The sequence below is a fragment of the uncultured Treponema sp. genome (assembly GCF_946187725.1).
Classification (GTDB): domain Bacteria; phylum Spirochaetota; class Spirochaetia; order Treponematales; family Treponemataceae; genus Treponema_D.
This window is the reverse complement of record NZ_CAMHSK010000048.1, coordinates 1-18,854: the sequence shown is the minus strand read 5'-3', so window position 1 is coordinate 18,854 and position 18,854 is coordinate 1. Positions and strand designations below refer to the sequence as shown.

Below are 18,854 nucleotides of genomic sequence, written 5' to 3'. Positions count from 1 at the left end.
TGGAAATTGTTTGCTATTCCAAGTTTGTAAAAAACTCGCCTGATAAATTCTTTTACAAGAATAATACCCGCTTCATTGACTTTGTATTTTACACATAAATGTTCACCGTCAGAACTGTTCTTACCAATTATCAATTGCGATAATCTAGGTAATGAAATTCTGTATCTTATAGGAAGAACTTTCTTTAAATATTGATTTGAAAGTTCTTCTATTTGAGCCTCAACCAATGAATTGTTTTTATCGGTTTTAGTAAATCTGCTCCCTTGTTTATTGCGAACGACAGTTGCAAACAATTGCAAATCCCCGCTTACTACAGTAATTATTCCATTTACAGAAAGATATTTCCGCAAAGTTTCAAGTAGTGGCCATGCTTTGCCAGGATCTGTATCAACATCGTCAATAACTAAAAGAAAAGATTTTTTTCCTAAAATTCCCAGACTTTCTTTTAAGAATGCTAAAAAATTTTTTCGTAGATTAAAAGCTGCGTTGACATCTTCCAACCCTTTTTCCATTATTTGTGTTGCGTCGTCCCAATAATCAGCGGATTTGTTTTTGGTATTTTCATCAATGGAAGGCAAACCTCTGGCAAATTTATCAAGCGATGTTTGCCAAGCTCTTCTTTTGTTAAGAACAATTTCTTTATCACAACATTTATTTAACTTGTCATAAACTCTGTTGCGTATTAAGGATATTATTGTTAAAAAAATCGATGATTTTTCTTCTATAAGCGTGGGATCTAAGTAATCTAATATTTCCAATGAATCACAAAATTTTTCGCCATTTTTATTGTCTCGTGTTTTGTTTGGTAAATCTCTTATAACAGTTTGTAAAAAGGTTGTTTTTCCAGTGCCTCTTGCACCGTTCAGCATTATTGTTCGATTTATATTAGGAAAAACAAATCTTGTGTTGTTTTGACAATCATTTTCAACTGAACCTAATTTTTCATCTTCAAAAAGCTGATTATCAATAAACGCTCTAATTGTTAACAATTCATTTTGATGAATAAGTTCATTTACTGAAAATTCATATTAGGATTTTACTAAGTCAATAACAATTTCTGCCATATTTTCCAACATAATTTAAATTATAAATCATAATAGTCCAAAATGCAAAGAAAAATATCCCAATGTATCCCCATCGCTTCAGATTCCTCGACTCCGCCTAACATATCTTCCGCTCCCCTCTTTACAGATAAAGTTTCGAAATATTTGTCCTGTAATGCCCAAAAAGAGTGCAAAATAATTATTTCCATTCGTTTTTCTTAAAAATCTGTCTTTTGATGAAGTCGGATACGAACCTTCGAACGCAGAGGAGACTTATGTTCTCTTCCCGATGATCCCCCCAAGGTATGAGAATTAACAGAGTTTGTTACTGCATTCACCATTACACCGGATGAAAAACGCACTTTTGAATACTCAGTGAATCCTGCTGATGCGGATATTACGGTAGTTTCCAGTGAGCTGAATCAGACATTCGGCTATGAAAAGAGGGATAACGGAGACGGAACCGGCACAATCACCATCAACCCCTTCCATGAAAATCAGCGGGAGACAACGATTGATATTATTGCAACAAATCCGAAGAATAATGACGATGAGATTGGCAGAAAGACAATAAAGGCTCGTTTTGTGTATAAGAGCGTTGATCCAAAGATTCTGTTCCTTTCGAGTGACGGAAGATGGACTAACTAGAGCGGAGAGAACAACCTTCTTACGATGGGAGACGGAGAAACAGCCCGGCTGAAAGTCTACATTGACAATGAAAAGGCGGATGCTTCTATTTCAAAAGTAGAATTTGTTCCTCAGAACGCAAACGGAAAAGCCATGACTCTTTCTCAGGAAAGCTCTGGAGCTGCGGAAAAAGTTGTGAGACTTTCACCTCCGACAGATTCTATTACATATAACTGCCGAATCGACAAACTTCTTGTTCCGTATATCGGTGGAACTACAATCAACTGGATGAGCAACATCACCTGGCGAGCGGATTACTGGTCTCACAGCCATACATTCTCCAGCACGACCTATGATGATTTTATCATGCCCTGCACCAAGTCCGGCTATAACCGTGGAAGTCAGCCAACAGGATTCAACCAGAATAATCCTGAAGGACCTTCAAATGGAATCTACGGATATTTTATGGACGATTATGGTACATCTTTCCTTTTAACAGGAAACTGGGAAGTAAAGGAAGATAGTTCTTGGGTAGGCAGGGTTATGTCACAGGAAGAACTGAAAAACTATGCCTGGATCTATTTTCCTGGTACCCCGGTCGGTTATAAGAATACTTTTGATTTTACATATAACGATATTGCGACAGGAACCATAAGCCGAGGCTCCTATGGAAAAGGCGCTCTCGTTGACAGCATGGATGGCAGAATCATGACCGAAAATGTAAGCGTCAGCACAGTCCCAAGTACCGATACCACCGTTCAGAGCGGTTCAGGCTTTGTGGGATATCTGGTTGTCTATGTCCGCCACAACGGTTCGGATAAAGATACAAAAGTGTATGTGAACCTTGATATCCGTAACTGCGAGAAGGGATATAGGTAATGAGTAATCTCCAATAATCATGTCGGGCATCCTCTCTTGTAGTATCTTTTCCTCACAACGGTAAAAGCACCACCAAGTATTATGCAATCTATCTTGAGGTAAGAAACAAGGAGTGCACGACATGTTTAGATTTAAAAGTTCGATATACGAATTAAGTGGCTAGATTTTACACCCCTGTGATTTTTAGCCACCTTATTTATATGTTTATGCTTGCCTAATGGTTATCGTGTTATAGTTTGAATAATTTGATTTCAGGCAATCCAAAATCTTGGCTTTCTTATCTGCCTCAATATTATGTCCGAGCAAGACCTCAGTAAGTACATAATCAGGATAATGTGCAATTAAATCAATCTTCTCATTTCGGGGCAAATGCTTATCTGTAAGGATAATTCGAGATTCGCGTTCATAAGACCAATCTTTTTTATTTCTCTGCTGGTCATTATAATTATTTTTTTCCAAGAATGAGTTCTTCATTTTGTTTTTTTCCGAATCTTCATGAAGTTTAAAAAGTTTTATATAAATGGATTTCTTGCGAACATAAGAAACATTTATCAGACCGAGATAGCTTTTCCCATTTTGATGAAGATAAGCACCTTCAACATCAAGCCCGTGATCTGTGGTTTCAATAAAATAGCGTTCATCTTTATCAGTGAAATTATTTTCGCTTTCTTGAAGCACAGTATCTGCTTCAAATCCTAAACAAATGCCATTATAATTACTAGCATAGTCTATCCACATTTTTTCATTATCAGGACTATCCGTAAGAGAAAAAATATGAAAGTGTTCTCTTTCGTTTTTACGACTTTGTTCCATGTGACATCTGTATTCAGTTTTCTGGCAATGCTTTTTTATTTCATATACAGGGTCTTTATTTGGAGGGATAATCATTTTAAGATCCTTAAGTAAATAAGGATGATGTCGCAGCCACTTTTGGATATCATCATAGCTTGCCGCATAATTATCAAACATTCGAGCTTCATCCTTGTCGTTTAAGTTTTCTGGACGAGAAAGATAAAAGTACTTTTTTTCTAGGGAATCAAGAAGAAAATGAAAACTGCTGTTCTCATTTTCGCTACCTTCACAACTCTTATATTTATAAAAAGTCTTCTTCATTTTGAAATCCTCACTATATGGATTATTTTTTTTTGAATCGTATATACTTAATACGGTAATTACCAGAGTGAATTTACCGAAAACAGATTTTAATATCAATGATTTTCGGTAATACTACATAATTAATTACCGAAAAAGAGAATCGAATGAAAGAAAAAAATACAATAAATTATAAAGATGTTTATCAGCGAATTATGGAGCTTTTATTTACGCAGAATAAGTCTTTTTCAGAATTAAAAGATAAAGGAGTAAATCCGCAGGTTTTAACTCGGCTTTCTGATGGTTCAGCAACTAGTGCTGACAAATTATACCAAATTGCAAAATTTCTTGATACTACATGTGAATTTTTGCTAACAGGTGAGGATCCGAATAATAATATACAAACAGAAAGTGAAGAGCTTTTTATGCATTTTTTTCGTCATTTACCAAGTGATTATAAATTACCTGTCAAATTAATGACGCAGCAACTATATGAAATTGCAAAAGTAACAGATAGGCTCGCAGATAATGAATTGGACGACATATTAAAACATCTTGACCGCCTGAACCCAGAGGTGGGAAAAGAATTATTTTCAATGTCTCAGGAAGAAAAAATTGATTATATTAGTGATATAAGGAAAAAAAATGAAGATTTTGAGGAGTATTTGAGATTAAATTTTACTCAAATAACTGACAGACGGAAAAAAGACTTAGCTGTTTTGGAAATAGATAGGATATTGGAGAAATATAGGGATTTTAGAATTGAGAACAATAATTGAAAGAAAGGCTGGGGCTATTAGAATCCGAACAGATCTTTTATAACATTCAAAGCTTTATTATCGATGCTATTATCATATGTTATAAATTCTCGGTATGCATCATAAATTTCCTGAGTATCTAAAAGCCCTTGTTTTTTATTGGGCTTAAAAAACGATTTTGAAATTTCACAGCCTCCACACCAAACTGAGGACTCATAATCTGCTGTTGGAGTTTCTGGGCAGCCATAAAAAAATATTTTTTTAGCAGCGTATAGTTTGATGCTAAGAAACAAGGAAAAACAACATTGTGCCTGTATGGGCAGAGTTACATTCGTTTTCTCTTGATTTATTGTTGTGAGATTTTGAATGTCACCTTTTTGGATAAGAAAACAACTGATCCGATTGATGAGAATGCATTTTGTGTTGTTGGTGAATTGAATGAAGAATCAGAAATAAAGAAACTGGAAGAAAAAGGCTGCCTTAACCTTTTGAATATTCTGAACGTGGAGAAAATAATATGAACAAATATGCTGTGATTATTGGAGAAGCTCCAGAAGATTATCGCATGAAGAAAACAGAAGAAATGTATGATTTTCTCCGTTCAGATAAAGATGGCTCCATTCCATCTAGAAATATTATCGGATTTCCACAAGGAGTTTCTGATTTGATGCTTGAAGCCGTCCTGGCTCGTATGTTTAATGAAGAATTAAATGACTTCCTGAAAATCATACGCACCTCCGAATAGCGTTTTTCTCCTGTCGCTAACAATAATTACAGCAATAAGAAAATTAATAATGATTTTTTTATCATTTAGCTATATAATTCAGCCATGATAATAAAAAGAGATGAAGCTTTTAGAACAGTCTGTATGATTTCAACAAAAATTGCGTCTGGAAATGTTGTTGGAACTGGATTATTTGTTTCATCACCTGCCGGGAATGGTAATATTTTCGGTTGGATTGTAACAGCTTCACATGTTGCAAAAGATACAAATGATAGTACCGTTATAATAGTCTCTTCTTCTGATGGAAGAGCGCAAAAACTTCCTTTAATAATGTTTGGTCCTTTATCAAATTGGCGACATCATCCGATTGCAGATGTAAGTTGTTTTCAAGTAGAATTTTCTGATATTAATCTAGGATTTATGCGAGACAGGTTTATTCCTTTTAACCACTTTAATCTAAAGAAAGTACCTGTATCTAGAGATTTTGAATTAACTTGCATTGGATTTCCGAAAGGTTTAGGTACAAATGGAATGTTTTCTCCTTTTTCATTCAGATCATATGCTTCTTCCGGTTTTATAACATATCCACGAGCTGATACAGGAATAAATACAGAGTTTTTCTGTTTGGAAAATCCAAGTGTGGGGGGTTATTCTGGTTGTCCAGTATTTGATTTAGCTTATGAAACAAATGGAATATTAACAACTACAAGAGGTCAAACATGTTGTCATGGAATTATGCATGGAACATTATGTGATAATACAGGTGGAAAAATTGCAATGGTGACACCATCCTATTTTTTAAAAGATATTATTGATTGTTGTTAGCGTCAGGCGATTTCAACCACTTCTGGAAATCTATTTTCAGCATTGACCTACATAAATGCCAGCTCAATAAAAGTTCAAAAGGAGATTCTGTTTAACACAGCATGATGGATTTGTGGCTTTTTTCAGAAACGAAATTGCGAACTAAATTTGACACAATCAAAAAAAGCCATCTGATAAATACAACAGACGGCTGAAAAATTAATTGCGAATAGTGCATTGAGAATTGGGCATTCCCTTACATTCTTCCATCAAGGAACTTGCCGGTTTCCTTGTGGTTGAAGTTAGGAATCATGTAATTGAACAAGTCGATAAGTTCACCGCGGTTCCACTCACCTTTCTGCTTGCAGGCGGCAATTGTTTTGCAGAAGTGCTCAATCTTTGCCTGGTCAAAATCAACGGGATTTTTGATAATACCAAGTGACTTATCCATTACAAGAGTTTCTTTATCGGTATAGAACTCCTCAAAGTCCTTTTCGCCGGTAGTGTCACTCTTGAAGAAGTAAACCGGATACTGGTGTTTAGCCTTGAGTTCATTTACGCGGCTGCGGGCTTCATCCTCTGTAGCACACTGAACAGGCTCGTAGCCAAGGTTGCGAAGATATTTTTCTGCAATGCTTGAGAATGTTACGAGATTTAAATCGTGGTCAAGTTTTGGGAAGAATACGTCGCGGTTTTCACCAAGAAGACAGGACATTACGCAAAGCTGACCGGCCTCTTTTGGAGGTACAAAATAGCGGCGAACATCATTTGGAGCAGACAAAGGCTGATTTTTGTCCAGGCGGCGGTTGAAGCCGTAAAGAAGCGAACCGTCGCTGAAGGCAACATTTGCAAAACGCGCAGTAGATACAGGCATTTCAACAGAACGACGATTGAGGAAGAATTCCATAATGCGCTTGCTGGCCCCCATCCTCGTTAACGGCAATATCCTTTTCAAATAAGGACGCAGTGCGTTCAATGAGGTGGAGAATGTTGTCTTGCATGGGAATTTTCCTTTTATGAAATATTTTTTATGTAAATTGAGTAATCGAGTATACAAATTGCATAGTTAATGCTATCATCTATCTATGCTTATTGAACGAACCATTAACACGAAACTTTTTCAACTACTAAAATCGTTTCCAGTTGTAACACTGACAGGTTGCCGACAATGCGGAAAATCAACGCTTCTGAAGCATTTGCTTCCAGATTACACATATATTTCACTAGAAGATCTTGACTTGCGTCAAATTGCGAAAGAAGACCCGCGGCATTTTATTTCAATTTATTCTCAGAAAGTAATAATAGATGAAATCCAGCAGGTTCCAGAACTGCTTTCCTATTTGCAAACGCACATTGATTCTGTGAATGAAAGCGGAATGTATGTGCTTACAGGAAGCCACAACCTTCTGCTCATGCAGTCTATAAGCCAAAGTCTTGCAGGTCGCACAGCCTTGTTATCCCTTGCGCCTTTTTCTGTCGTCGAATTGCGTTCAGCAAATCTTCTTCCTCAAACAACAAATGAAATGCTTTTCAAAGGCTGCTTTCCCCGCATTTATGATAAGCAGATTGATGCAACGGATTTCTATCCTTCCTACATTAAGACTTATATTGACCGTGATGTGAGGATTTTACGCAACATAACTGATTATTCAGCTTTTACAAGGTTTCTGAAACTTTGTGCCGGCCGATGCTCACAAATTCTGAATGTAACTGCATTAGCAGAAGACGCAGGCATTACCCGGAAAACGGCAGAGGCATGGCTTTCTGTTCTTGAAGCAAGCTATATCATCTATATGCTAAAGCCTTATTACAAAAATTTTGGCAAGCGAATTATAAAAAATCCAAAAATGTATTTTTACGATACTGGGCTTGTTTCCTCATTGCTGGGAATCACAAGTACAGAACAGATTGAAACTTTCTATATGCGTGGTGCCTTGTTTGAAAATTTTGTCGTTTCTGAACTGCTTAAAAGAAGACTTTTTGCAGGTAAATCTGATGAACTTTATTTCTGGCGTGATTCAAACGGAGTCGAAATCGATGTCATTGAAGAAGACAACCTCGAAATCAAAGCGTATGAGATAAAGGCATCTGAAACTATGAACACAGCCTTTTTCTCAAATATAAAGAAAATCAAAGAAATTGCCGGTTTAAAAGCAGAAAACACCGCTGTAATTTATTCAGGCAAGAGTCTGCCTGCAACATCAGAAAACGGAGCTTATATTTGCTGGAGGGAGATTTAAATATTTCCAAGCTCAACAAGTTTATCATAATCATTTCTAGACTTGTTTATATTCGTATCCATTTAACAAATTCCACTATTTTGAATACTTCTCTTCTAGAAGATTAGCTATTCTTTCTGTTTCTCTTCTATTCCGCCCCGTTGATTGAATTACAAGCCCTAATCCCTTATCTGTCCAGGGAAGAGTTATTTCTATTTTTCCATCAGAATAAACATTTCTAATAAAATTTCTATTATAAGAACTGAAACGTAAAGAATTTATACAGGAAACAACATATTCAGAATTTCGTATTTTTTTCCAAAAAGCATCTAACTCATCTTTTCCATGATCATCCCTAAACTTTGGAATTTTGGTTAAAGGATCTGCATCTGTCGTAATTAACTCTAATTCACCCCTTGTCTCTAACCAATCAGTATTTTCATTTATATGATTTAGTTTTGAAATATGATGTATCTCTAATAACTCTCCAGTATTACGTGCAACTTGAATTTTGGACTGTTCCCATTCTTCAGAAGTTGCAAAACTTAATGCAAAAGTATCATAATAGGAGGCTAATGAAAAACCATATGCACTATTAGAATTATAGAAAACTTCTTTAGAAAGAAAATCAGATGCCTTATCATCCGATTCTTCGATTTCTCTTGTTTCAAAAGGTGTATGAAAAAATTGAAAGAAAATATTTTTTATTGTTGGATTATTTAAGGCTTTTACGGAGTCCATTAATTGTGCATAATCAGCATTAGATAATCTGCATATTGTAAAACCAATATTTCCTAATGCTGACTTTGCTTTGATCATTGTTTTCCATGTGTCAAAACTCAATGATTTATTTTTTAAGCATAATTCATTAAAAAAGACTTCATTACATTCCATTAGTTATACACCTAAAACAATTGTGAAAGAACATTCCCCCATTCATCAAGAAGTCCATTTGGATATTTATCAAGTTCACCATTTGAATCTATATGAACAGTTGTTACCTTTGTTTCTAACATTAAGTCTTCTTTTTTCTCAAAGAAAAAGATTTTTGCCTTTTCATTGTCCAGAATTTTATCATGAATACATAATCGTACACCGTTTATTATGTGATCACTATGAGTTTCGCAGAAAACTTGAACCCCATTTTGAGCCGCTATGGCCAAAAGCTTTCCTAATTCTGATTGTCCTCGTGGATGCAAATGTGATTCAGGATTTTCGATTATTATCATATCCCCAGGTTTAGAGATTAGAAAAGTCAGAATTAAAGGCATTACATAAGAAAGTCCAAATCCAACATTGATTGGCGAGTACTGATCTGAGACACCGTCTTTTAATTCGAATTTAAATCCCATTTTAATTTGATTTCCTGGTATCTCCTCTGCAATAACTCGGACACCTGGCGAAATAACACTCATCCAAGCATCAAGCTCGGTTGCCAATGAATTAGACCTTGCTTTTTCATGATGAAAAGCAGGAATCGCTAATTTATCTTTAGAATGCAAACATAAATAAGTTGGTGCATATTCCCCCATATTTCCAAGATTATTTATTTCTTGCAAAGAAAGGTCAGCCTTCTTATAAGTCAAAGCTGGAGAAATATGGTCAGCTTGTAAATAATGAAATCCTTCTGTAAACAAAGATTCACTAAATAATGAATCTATTTTAGAGTCAGAAGCATTGAAATATTCCAAACCATTTTGATATTCATAATTGAGTATATTTTTACGATTATCAAAATTCATTTCATATTCAATTATTTCATCTTCAGCTGCGTCCTGAAAAAAAACATCTTTTGCAGTACCTAATTCTACCAAGGAATCATTTAATCTCAATAAGTTTAAATTATTGTGTCTATAGTAACTCTGCCGTAATAACAATAAAGACTGTATAATAGAAGATTTACCCATACTATTTAAGCCCAGCATGAGATTTAAATTAGTTGGAGTAATATCAACATTTCTAAGCGATTTGAAATTTTTGATATGATAATAAGTTAACATTTTTCCTCCAGAAACATATTAATAAATGAATTTAGTGATTCATAACGTCCTCGAACATGCTCAATAGTACCCGTTGCACTGTTTACGCAAGTATAGAAATCACCTTCGAATATTGCCGGGAAAATCTCTGCAAACTTTTCTTTATTCTGTATCAATTTATTTTGTTTTTCTTCTGATAGTTTTGCAAAAGACGCAGATACACATTCAAACATGGATTTATTAATTTTTCCATATCTCCATGCTAATGTTCCATCCTTATTTTTTTGCATTTTTCTAAAGGCTAATTCACCAAACAACTCAATACATAATTTCATTGACTTATCAAAAGCTTTTAATACATTCTCCGAATCTTTTTTACTCCAAACTTTTTCATTGCTTTTCTTTTTTATAGATGATAAGACGCTATCTAAAAACAAATCCATATTTCCTAGATAATCTGTATAAGACTGTAAATAGAAAGCTAAAAATCTTGTTACTAAATCCCTATCTTCCATACGATCTGTTTTTATTTTATTTCTTGTTGCAATTTTAAAACTTTCGCATTCAGCTAATGCTTTTACGAGATTTGATGCAGCTCCTCTAAAACAAGCATTTCTAATTTCACCAGGTGTAAGAGGAATACCTCCTGTATTAATGCGACGAAAAATATTCATCATAACATCATCAGGAGTTCCTTCTCGAATCAAATATGTAGAAAAATTGCTTTCATTAAGTTTTCTCTGATAAGTACGAGGTAATTCGTCAAATTTCTTTCCATTTAGTTCTGTTAGATATTCAAGATCACAAAGTACTAGAGTTTTGTCATAAATAAATTCACGTAAGGATGTAAGCCTCTGTAATCCATCAACAACTTCCCATTTTTCATCATTTCTAACATCAAAATAAAAAAAAGGAAGAGGAATACTAATCAAGATAGATTCAATTAATCTACTCTTTTGTGAATCTGACCATAGCCCTCCTTTTCGCTGATAATCAGGCTGAAGCTCAATTTCATCATATTCAAATCTATCTATAAGATTACTCATAGAAAGAGTATCTGATGTAATATCAACAAATTTTGTGTTATAAGGTTTTACAATTACAGGACCTGTTCCGGGTAAATATAAATCTTCTTCTTCAACGTCTTCAATTATGGCAATCGCATGCTCTGTATCAGTAGTAATTTTAGGGGCAATTTCTGCTTTATTAGTTAATAGATTATTTTTATCCATAAAATGTACAGCCTATATAAAACTCTACTACATTTTTACCACAATTTCTATCCCTACTTGATATAAAAATCAACAGCCTTTTTCCGTTCTTCGTATGAATACATATAATCTCCTGTTTTCGGCTAAGCCGAACTCCAAAAAAATCGTACGCATCTTCTAATGGTTGTTTTCACCCAGCGCTAACAATCTATGTTTCACAACAGTGCGATACATTGGCCTGGGGAGAACATAAAGATTCATCTGGAATTATAAGAGCTAATTTTGATACTTATGTGGACTTCCCGAAAGAAACGCTTTTAGCGGTACAACAGAAGTTTCTGTAATTTCTTGGGGTGGCATAGTTGTTACAAAGGCAATCCGTGTTGGTGGCGACAAAATAGAACTTAGTTTTATTAACGATGGTATTAATCTTTAGTAGTTTTCAGTAGAAATTTCAAAATACAGTTATTTTACCCATGGAAGTGGAAAAGGCTGAAGTGAATGACGGGCCATTGCATCCATCAGAGTCCCTCTAAAAATCGGCCACAGCGTTTTTTTCAATTGTTGTGTGACAAAAACATTCACTAATTCTTTTTCAGCTAAGAGTTCTTTTGTCCGCATCATATCAATTGTCTTAAATGTAACAATGACAATATAAGAAGCTGTAAAATAAGGCTGTGATGCGCCATCTTTTGCTTTTGAAAAATTAAATGTGTATTTCAAGTTAAATCTAACAAAAGAGTTCTCAAATGCAGGAGATAATTCACCAAGAGATTGGATAGTTTCAATATTTACATTTTCTTCAGGCATTAAAACACCTTCTTCTTTTAATACCGTTTCATGGCTATCTACAATCCTAATTTGCAAGAGTGATAATAATTTTATTAGTTCAGAAAACCTTTCGTTCATAAAACTTCCTATTATGCAGCTAGAATATCAAAATTACATTCAGCACTAGAACTATCTTTTATTTCCTCGGAAAACTGTTGTACACTTTGAGTCGCCCTATCCGAATAAAAATAACCATTAGAAAACTCAACATTCAGTTCCTCATAATCACTCAGAACTGCATTGCGAATACAGTTATTCAAATATTCGCTTACAGACTCATTTTTTTTCTGAGCAACAGATTTCACCTTTTCCTGTAAATCTATAGGAAGCGTTATGGAAAAATCAGCCATTGGAGAAAGGCAAAGTTTTCCTCCGACCGCTTCCGCCATCTTTTTGAGTTGCAAATAGGACGGATTTGTCTTGAACCGCTCTATCCTGGAAACGGCACTCTGTGTCGTTCCCATTTTTTTTGCAATGTCTTTTTGAGAAAGCTTATTTTTGTCTTTTAAAAAATCATAATCAGCCAAAAAAGAAGCAAGGGCCGAGTATTTTTCAGAAAATTCGGACAATTCAGCATTTTCATTCTCCAGCTGATTCATATAATCCAAAACCTCATCTTCATTCATGTCCTTGCCTCCTTTCCGAAAGATTTATAATATTCTTTTAATTTAGCCTTTGCGGCATTCAAGCGCATTGGCTCTGTTTTATGTTTAAACTCTGCATCAAGCAGAATTAAATCTTCAGTTTTACCATCTTCTAACGAAAAACAAAAGTAGATGCGGAATACCCCGCCCCGCCTTTGCTTCGGAATTCTCATTTCAAATAAGTCAGTACCAGGAAACTGAAATATTTCATCAGTTTTCTTATACGCATCTAGATCTTTTATATCTTTTAATTTCCTAAAAAAAACATTTACTTTTAAAAAAACATCTTTGTATCGCTTTGATAAATCTTTAAGTTCTTTGCCGACATTCCCTTTTGCTGCATCATATTCGCTGCCAAGGTCGGCATCCTCTAATTCTGGATAAAACCTTAAGTGCATATACTACGGCTCCTTATCTGTACGACAGTCTACATTTACATAAGTCATATAAAATTCTCCTTTAATAAAGTTGTTTAATATAATATAGCATATTTGCTATATATCATCAAGTAAAAAATATCGCAAATATGCTATATTCCTAACATCTTATGAATAAAAGAAAGCTTTCATTCCTTGAGGAAGTTTCCGACAGCGTGATTCAGCCGGACGATTATTCCGGATATGACTCTGCCGTTGCTGTATTTGGGCAGACATCCAACATAAAGATTCATCTGGAATTGTAAAGTCGCTTTTCAGAAGGTGCCAGCTCATCAACAACAAGATAAGGTACTATAGAAATCCCACAAATAATATATTATACTTTCCATATCTGTAATTCTCTGTGTAATATAAACTTATACGCTAACACTCTCCATCACAAATTACAGAATTTAAAAAACAAATCGAAGGGAAAGTTTATGAAATTCTTGTCTAAAACAATCGGTCTTTTTGTCATTCTTTTTAGTTTCACGGCTATTTTTACTGCATGTAAGTCGTCAACTGACGATGATCCTGAGGCACAGGTTCCGCGAATCACTTCAATCAGCAGCGATGTCTCAACCGTCGTAAACATCGCAAAAGAGATTTCTGTTGGAGTTGAAATTTCTGATTCCGGAAAACTTTCTTATCAGTGGTATGTTTCTGACTCAAAACTAAATAAAGGCAATCCGGAAGAAAATGGAAATGAAGCAGCGTTCACGCCGAAAACTGAAAACGCTGGAACTTTTTACTATTACTGCGAAGTTAAAAATACCCTCGATTCAAGCGTCCGCTCTGCTATTTCACCAATAATCATTTATAAAGTAACGGATTGCATAAATGCACAAGCCCCTGCCCTCGTCCAGCAGCCCGAAGATGTAACTGCCAGTTTTGGCGATAGTTTTTCTCTTTCAACATTTTCTTATTCCACAGATGGCGGCACTCTTTCATATCAATGGTTCTTTTCGGCTGATAAAGATAAAGACGCCGCATCAATACCAGAAGCAACAAAGGCAGCATACACAGGAACGGTTTCTGCAGGCTCACTCGGCTATTACTACTGCGTCATTACAAATACGATTCCCGACAATGGAGACGGTGGCGAAAAGACGGCATCGACTAAGACAGAAACGGTAAAACTATCCAGCACACAAATTTTCTCAAAAGTGCCGGTTATCCTTCAACAGCCTCAGAACCTTACACTTGATTTCGGAAACAAATTTACATTCAGTGTGGCAGCTTATTCCGCAGACGGCGGCACTCTCTCATATCAGTGGTACTACAAGGCAACTGAAAATGACGAAGCCGTAGCAATAAACGATGCGACAACACCAACATACACAGGAACGGTCTCAGCAAAAACGATTGGTTATTACTACTGCCTCATTGAGAATACAATTTCTGATAACGGAGACGGCGGAATAAAAACAGCAACGCTTCAGACAAACGCTGTAATACTGTCAAATGATACGATAGAAGCGAACAAGCCTGTTATTCTTACCCAGCCACAAGGGGCTACTCTCCATGTGCCGGAAAAAACTCTGCTTTCAGTCTCTGCCTACTCTGTGGACAAGGGAAAGCTCACCTATCAGTGGCACAAGATTACAGGAGAAACGGACGAAGCCATCGAGAACGCGACAGAATCCTCATACGAAGTTATCGCAAATAAAGTCGGAACAACAAAATACTACTGCACCGTCACAAATACAATTCTAGATAACGGAGACGGTGGTTTAAAATCAGCCGTAAAAGAGACAGATACAATTACGATTACCGTCGATTATACGAATGCGAACGAGCCTGTCATTACTACCCAGCCCGAAGATGTATCTGCCGTCATTCCTGCGGTAAAAGTGTTCCAGATTGGAGCATACACGGAAGATGACGGCGTTTTGACTTACCAATGGTATTCCGTTGCAGAAGGCGAAACCGAAGGAACGCCAATTACCGATGAAAACAAATCTAAGCTCATTGTAAATGTAAAGGAACTTGGCAAAACAGGCTATTATTGCGTTGTAACAAACACGATTCCCGACAACGGAGACGGAAGCGGGAAAAAGCAAGCAGCCATCCAGAGCAAAACTGCCTGGCTTGACGCAATTTATCTGAAAGAAGTCATTTCTGCCCCTGTCTTTATAGAGCAGCCTGCAAAACTGAATATCGCACCGTACAATCAGAGCATAAAAATCTCATGCAATGCAAAGGCAGCGGAAGGTTCGGTCTCTTACCGCTGGTACGAGAGCACCGATGGCACAACCGACAAAGGAGTTGCCGTAAGCAATGCAACAACCTCAACACTCACCACCCCCAAATACACTGAGAAAGGAATCTACTATTATTATTGTGTCGCAACCAATGTCCTGGCCGAAAGCGAAGAGAACATTAAATCAGCCTGTGCGATTTCTGATGTAATTAGCGTGGCGTATACGGGATTGCCGACGGTGTATGTGAATACCCCGGATAGCGTAGAAATAACTTCAAAAGATGTATGGACAGAAAACGCAACAATCTCTCTTACAGGTGCAGAAGATTCTTCTTGGAATTTTGATGAGGTTAAGACAAGCATTCGTGGCAGAGGAAATTCAACATGGGTGCAGCCCAAAAAACCGTATGCACTTAAGCTAGATAAAAAGCAGAAAATAATGGGTATGCCGAAGCACAAAAGATGGGTACTGATTGCAAATTATTTGGATAATTCTTTTATGCGTAACGAAATGGCATTCTATCTGAGCGAGACATTTGAACTGGACTATACAGTTCGAGGAAAATTCGTTGATTTAGTCCTGAACGGTGAATATAAAGGCTTGTACTGGTTAGGTGAAGCAATCAAACCTGATGAAAACCGCGTGAATATCAATGACGGTTCTAAAAACATGTCAGATGATGAAGATAAAGACTATCTGATAGAAATGGATGTATATTACGACGAGGCTGTAAAATTCAAAAGTTCTATTCGGAACATGCCGTACATGATAAAAAACGATGACTACATGATTGATGACAACAATGAATTGACAGCAGGTGGCCAAGCCAGACTGGAACGATTGCAGGAAAAAATCACCAATTTGGAAAAATTGCTCTATCCTGATTTTACAACCGGAATGAACACAAACGAGTGCAAGGCTCCCAATGAATCGTATGCAGATATCATTGACATAGATTCTTGGGTAAAATTCTGGTTTGTAAATGAAATAATGAATAATCAAGAATTATGGCACCCAAAAAGTTGCTATTTCACATTTGACAGTAATAAGAATCTCTTTAAGGCAGGCCCTGTCTGGGATTTTGATTGGGCGGCACTGAGCCAAGCTTCTAGCTGTAGTCTTAAAACTACAATTTATTATAATGCCCTATTTAAATCGCCAGCATTCAAAAAACGAGTAAAAGAATTATGGCTTGAATATTACAGTACAATCGACATTGACTCCAGAATTGAATCAATGCGTAGTGAAATATTAGTTTCACAGCAGTACGATACCATGATTTGGGGAGAGCACAAAGATCCGTCTGGTGTTGTCCGTAAAGATTTCGATGCATATGTAGACTTTCTGAAAGAAACGCTTTTAAAGAAACTTAGTGTTGTTAATAATGAAATTAATGGGATGTAAATTATCAGAAGTATAGTAGAGATAAATTGTCACCGTAAAGGTGACAATTTATCTCCTACTCGCAGCTAAAAGTATGACCTTCTACCTTGCGGACAAACTCATAATCAATCGTTCTACGCAGACCTTCTTCAAGAGATACTGGTGCAACAAAATCAGTTTTTTTGATGTTGTTGCCTACAAAATATGTATTTTGTGTGAACTTCTTTATGCGAATAGAACTGATTGCAAACTTTCTGCGTGTGATAAAAGCGAGCAAATCAAAGCAAAGACCGCCACAATATGCAAGCCAGTATGGAAAATGGATAAGCTTTGTCTTTTTCTTTCCAAGTGCCTTGTAGCAATCCAAAACAAGATGATTCATGTCATAAGCAGGTTCGTCGCAGTAATTGTAGAGATGTTCACCAGCATCTGTATCATGTGAAAGTTCATATTCAATGAAAGCTGCAACATTTTCTACATAATTCATGCTCTTTCGGTTTGTGCCTTTTCCTACCATTGGGAACTTTCCGCTTGCAATCTGTCGGAGCAAATTGTAAACATTACCCCGGTTCTGTTCGCCAAAGATTACTGTCGGACGAATAATTACTGCACAGTTTGCAGAATTTTTTTTGAGCCACTCTCTATATTTACCTTCAGCAAGATACTTTGTTCTACCATAATCATTGAAATAGTTAATCCCTCCTGTTTCATCAGTTCCAACAGGAGCAAAGCCGTAAACTGCAACAGAACTTGTGAAAATTACTTTATGAATTCCAAGTTCCGTACAAGCTGCAAGAACATTTTCATTTCCCTGAACATTTACATCATCGTACAAAGAACGAGGCGTTACATCGTCTCGATGCTCGGCACTAAGGTTGATAACAACATCGCTTCCCTTTAAAACATCAAGAAGAGGCTGCATAGGCATTTCTTTTACAGCTTCGTCATGTTTACCTGGTGCACTTGCTGCATCTGTAATCGATTCAGGGAAATCATTCGTCTCACCTGGTGCGTTGCGAACATCACAGCGCACCCACAAGTCTGGATAAGCTACGCTTTTTCTTTTGTCTGCAATTTTTACTGTATAACCGCTATCAATTAAACGCTTTACAAGGCGTGTTCCTACGAAACCACTGCCTCCAATTATTGTTACTGTCATTATTTACCACCTTATTTATGTTTATTTATAGTTTAATTTTTTTAATGTTTCTTTGTTAAAAACTTTGCGTTCTCGATCAAATATCCAGCCCCATTTATTGAAGTATTTAATCATATTTTTTATATGGATTTTTAACATTTTTTTATTATGATAACTTTCTGCTGCATGTAGATGATGAACTAAAACTTTTGGATAATAAACTGTTCTCCAGTTTCTGTGTATTCTTCTTGTAATATCTATATCTTCTGGATACATAAAAAAACGTTCATCAAAACCATTAACTTCTTTCAATGCTTCTGTTCTAAAAAACATAAAACATCCAGAAAGATATGGCACATCCATTTCTGTATTATAATCAGCAAATTTTAATTGGAATTTGTTAGCTGATTTTTTTGAGAATTGTTTCGGAAGAAATCTTTTAAATATTAAATCGAAAGGCGTTGGAACAAGTTTGCAGAGATACTGTAATTCTCCAGCTTCATTCACTATTTTAGGCATAACATGACCTACTTCTTTATGTGATTCCATGAAGGTGTAAAGAGTTTCTATAACATTTGAATCAAATTGTAAATCTGGATTTAATACAACATGATAAGAACTTCCTTCTTCTATCGCTTTTCTGATTGCAATATTATGACTTGCACCATAACCAGTATTCTCATTATGTACATAACGAATAATTGGAGACTCTTTTTCAAGGCAGCGCCACCAATCATTTGGAGAATTATCAATTATATAAAGTTTTTCAATGCATACTGAATCAAAAACTGATTTTAGTACTGTTTGCACCTGAAATTTTGGTGTATTATATAAAACTATACTTGCAGTAATCATACATGCCTCCTGTTAGATTTAATTTAGAATAATTTAATTTCATAAAG

Annotated in this window: 20 protein-coding genes and 1 pseudogene; 10 read left to right on the top strand and 11 right to left on the bottom strand. The window is 35.9% G+C overall.

Translation table 11 applies throughout. The annotated features are described in order from the left end of the window. Positions 1–989 (bottom strand): P-loop NTPase fold protein (locus Q0Q74_RS12750; protein WP_294431424.1); only part of this gene is annotated, 989 nt, incomplete at its 3' end. 429 nt (positions 990–1,418) lie between these two features. On the opposite strand from Q0Q74_RS12750, the gene Q0Q74_RS12745 reads away from it, so the two are divergent. After that, positions 1,419–1,691: a hypothetical protein gene (locus Q0Q74_RS12745; protein ID WP_294431421.1), complete on the top strand. Its 273-nt coding sequence runs from the start codon at positions 1,419–1,421 to the stop codon at positions 1,689–1,691. Between the two features lie 24 nt (positions 1,692–1,715). Further along, positions 1,716–2,549 carry a hypothetical protein gene (locus Q0Q74_RS12740; protein ID WP_294431419.1) on the top strand — a complete coding sequence of 278 codons (834 nt, stop codon included), beginning with the start codon at positions 1,716–1,718 and terminating at the stop codon, positions 2,547–2,549. 204 nt (positions 2,550–2,753) lie between these two features. Here Q0Q74_RS12740 and Q0Q74_RS12735 read toward each other — a convergent pair whose 3' ends face one another. Then, entirely contained in the window at positions 2,754–3,662 is a 909-nt protein-coding gene (locus tag Q0Q74_RS12735; protein ID WP_294431417.1) for a DUF2971 domain-containing protein, read from the bottom strand. 146 nt (positions 3,663–3,808) lie between these two features. Here Q0Q74_RS12735 and Q0Q74_RS12730 point away from each other — a divergent pair, with 146 nt between their 5' ends. From Q0Q74_RS12730 to Q0Q74_RS12715, 4 genes are all read left to right on the top strand, one after another. Then, on the top strand, positions 3,809–4,420 hold the full coding sequence (locus Q0Q74_RS12730; protein WP_294431416.1) for a hypothetical protein: 612 nt from the start codon (positions 3,809–3,811) through the stop codon (positions 4,418–4,420). A 356-nt stretch (positions 4,421–4,776) separates the two neighbouring features. Further along, complete coding sequence (locus Q0Q74_RS12725; RefSeq protein ID WP_294431414.1) at positions 4,777–4,920, top strand: hypothetical protein; 144 nt, start codon at positions 4,777–4,779, stop codon at positions 4,918–4,920. After that, a complete protein-coding gene (locus tag Q0Q74_RS12720) occupies positions 4,917–5,144 on the top strand; it encodes a hypothetical protein (RefSeq protein ID WP_294431413.1) in 228 nt (75 codons plus the stop codon). Before Q0Q74_RS12725 ends, Q0Q74_RS12720 begins: the two co-directional genes overlap by 4 nt. An 84-nt stretch (positions 5,145–5,228) precedes the next feature. Next, positions 5,229–5,948 (top strand): trypsin-like peptidase domain-containing protein, encoded by a 720-nt coding sequence (locus Q0Q74_RS12715; protein ID WP_294431412.1) that lies wholly within the window; start codon positions 5,229–5,231, stop codon positions 5,946–5,948. Between the two features lie 235 nt (positions 5,949–6,183). On the opposite strand, the gene Q0Q74_RS12710 is transcribed toward Q0Q74_RS12715, so the two are convergent. Then, a complete protein-coding gene (locus Q0Q74_RS12710) occupies positions 6,184–6,870 on the bottom strand; it encodes a polysaccharide biosynthesis protein (RefSeq protein WP_294431411.1) in 687 nt (228 codons plus the stop codon). A 142-nt stretch (positions 6,871–7,012) separates the two neighbouring features. Here Q0Q74_RS12710 and Q0Q74_RS12705 point away from each other — a divergent pair, with 142 nt between their 5' ends. Then, positions 7,013–8,167 (top strand): ATP-binding protein, encoded by a 1,155-nt coding sequence (locus tag Q0Q74_RS12705; protein ID WP_294431409.1) that lies wholly within the window; start codon positions 7,013–7,015, stop codon positions 8,165–8,167. A gap of 75 nt (positions 8,168–8,242) precedes the next feature. On the opposite strand, the gene Q0Q74_RS12700 is transcribed toward Q0Q74_RS12705, so the two are convergent. The 3 genes from Q0Q74_RS12700 to Q0Q74_RS12690 are packed head-to-tail and all read right to left on the bottom strand — an operon-like array spanning position 8,243 to position 11,357. Then, the gene (locus Q0Q74_RS12700) at positions 8,243–9,040 is read right to left on the bottom strand and encodes a hypothetical protein (protein ID WP_294431407.1); all 798 of its coding nucleotides are present in this window, start codon (positions 9,038–9,040) and stop codon (positions 8,243–8,245) included. 11 nt (positions 9,041–9,051) lie between these two features. Next, positions 9,052–10,146 (bottom strand): DUF3696 domain-containing protein, encoded by a 1,095-nt coding sequence (locus Q0Q74_RS12695; protein WP_294431406.1) that lies wholly within the window; start codon positions 10,144–10,146, stop codon positions 9,052–9,054. Beyond that, complete coding sequence (locus Q0Q74_RS12690; protein WP_294431405.1) at positions 10,140–11,357, bottom strand: DUF262 domain-containing protein; 1,218 nt, start codon at positions 11,355–11,357, stop codon at positions 10,140–10,142. Before Q0Q74_RS12690 ends, Q0Q74_RS12695 begins: the two co-directional genes overlap by 7 nt. A 301-nt stretch (positions 11,358–11,658) precedes the next feature. Here Q0Q74_RS12690 and Q0Q74_RS12685 point away from each other — a divergent pair. Then, positions 11,659–11,751 (top strand): annotated as a pseudogene (locus tag Q0Q74_RS12685) (rod shape-determining protein); the annotation flags it as partial. A 50-nt stretch (positions 11,752–11,801) separates the two neighbouring features. On the opposite strand, the gene Q0Q74_RS12680 reads toward Q0Q74_RS12685, so the two are convergent. From Q0Q74_RS12680 to Q0Q74_RS12670, 3 genes are all read right to left on the bottom strand, one after another. After that, complete coding sequence (locus Q0Q74_RS12680) at positions 11,802–12,245, bottom strand: hypothetical protein (RefSeq protein ID WP_294431404.1); 444 nt, start codon at positions 12,243–12,245, stop codon at positions 11,802–11,804. A gap of 11 nt (positions 12,246–12,256) precedes the next feature. Further along, entirely contained in the window at positions 12,257–12,694 is a 438-nt protein-coding gene (locus Q0Q74_RS12675) for a helix-turn-helix transcriptional regulator (protein WP_294431403.1), read from the bottom strand. 95 nt (positions 12,695–12,789) lie between these two features. Beyond that, complete coding sequence (locus Q0Q74_RS12670; protein ID WP_294431401.1) at positions 12,790–13,209, bottom strand: hypothetical protein; 420 nt, start codon at positions 13,207–13,209, stop codon at positions 12,790–12,792. Between the two features lie 149 nt (positions 13,210–13,358). Between Q0Q74_RS12670 and Q0Q74_RS12665 the strand changes: the two genes are divergently transcribed. Both Q0Q74_RS12665 and Q0Q74_RS12660 read left to right on the top strand, forming a co-directional pair. Continuing rightward, on the top strand, positions 13,359–13,493 hold the full coding sequence (locus tag Q0Q74_RS12665) for a hypothetical protein (RefSeq protein ID WP_294431400.1): 135 nt from the start codon (positions 13,359–13,361) through the stop codon (positions 13,491–13,493). A gap of 174 nt (positions 13,494–13,667) precedes the next feature. After that, a complete protein-coding gene (locus tag Q0Q74_RS12660) occupies positions 13,668–16,835 on the top strand; it encodes a CotH kinase family protein (RefSeq protein WP_294431398.1) in 3,168 nt (1,055 codons plus the stop codon). Positions 16,836–16,890: 55 nt separating this feature from the next. On the opposite strand, the gene Q0Q74_RS12655 is transcribed toward Q0Q74_RS12660, so the two are convergent. Both Q0Q74_RS12655 and Q0Q74_RS12650 read right to left on the bottom strand, forming a co-directional pair. Next, positions 16,891–17,973 carry an NAD(P)-dependent oxidoreductase gene (locus Q0Q74_RS12655; RefSeq protein WP_294431396.1) on the bottom strand — a complete coding sequence of 361 codons (1,083 nt, stop codon included), beginning with the start codon at positions 17,971–17,973 and terminating at the stop codon, positions 16,891–16,893. Positions 17,974–17,994: 21 nt separating this feature from the next. After that, a complete protein-coding gene (locus tag Q0Q74_RS12650; protein WP_294431394.1) occupies positions 17,995–18,807 on the bottom strand; it encodes a glycosyltransferase family 2 protein in 813 nt (270 codons plus the stop codon). Positions 18,808–18,854: the final 47 nt, after the last annotated feature.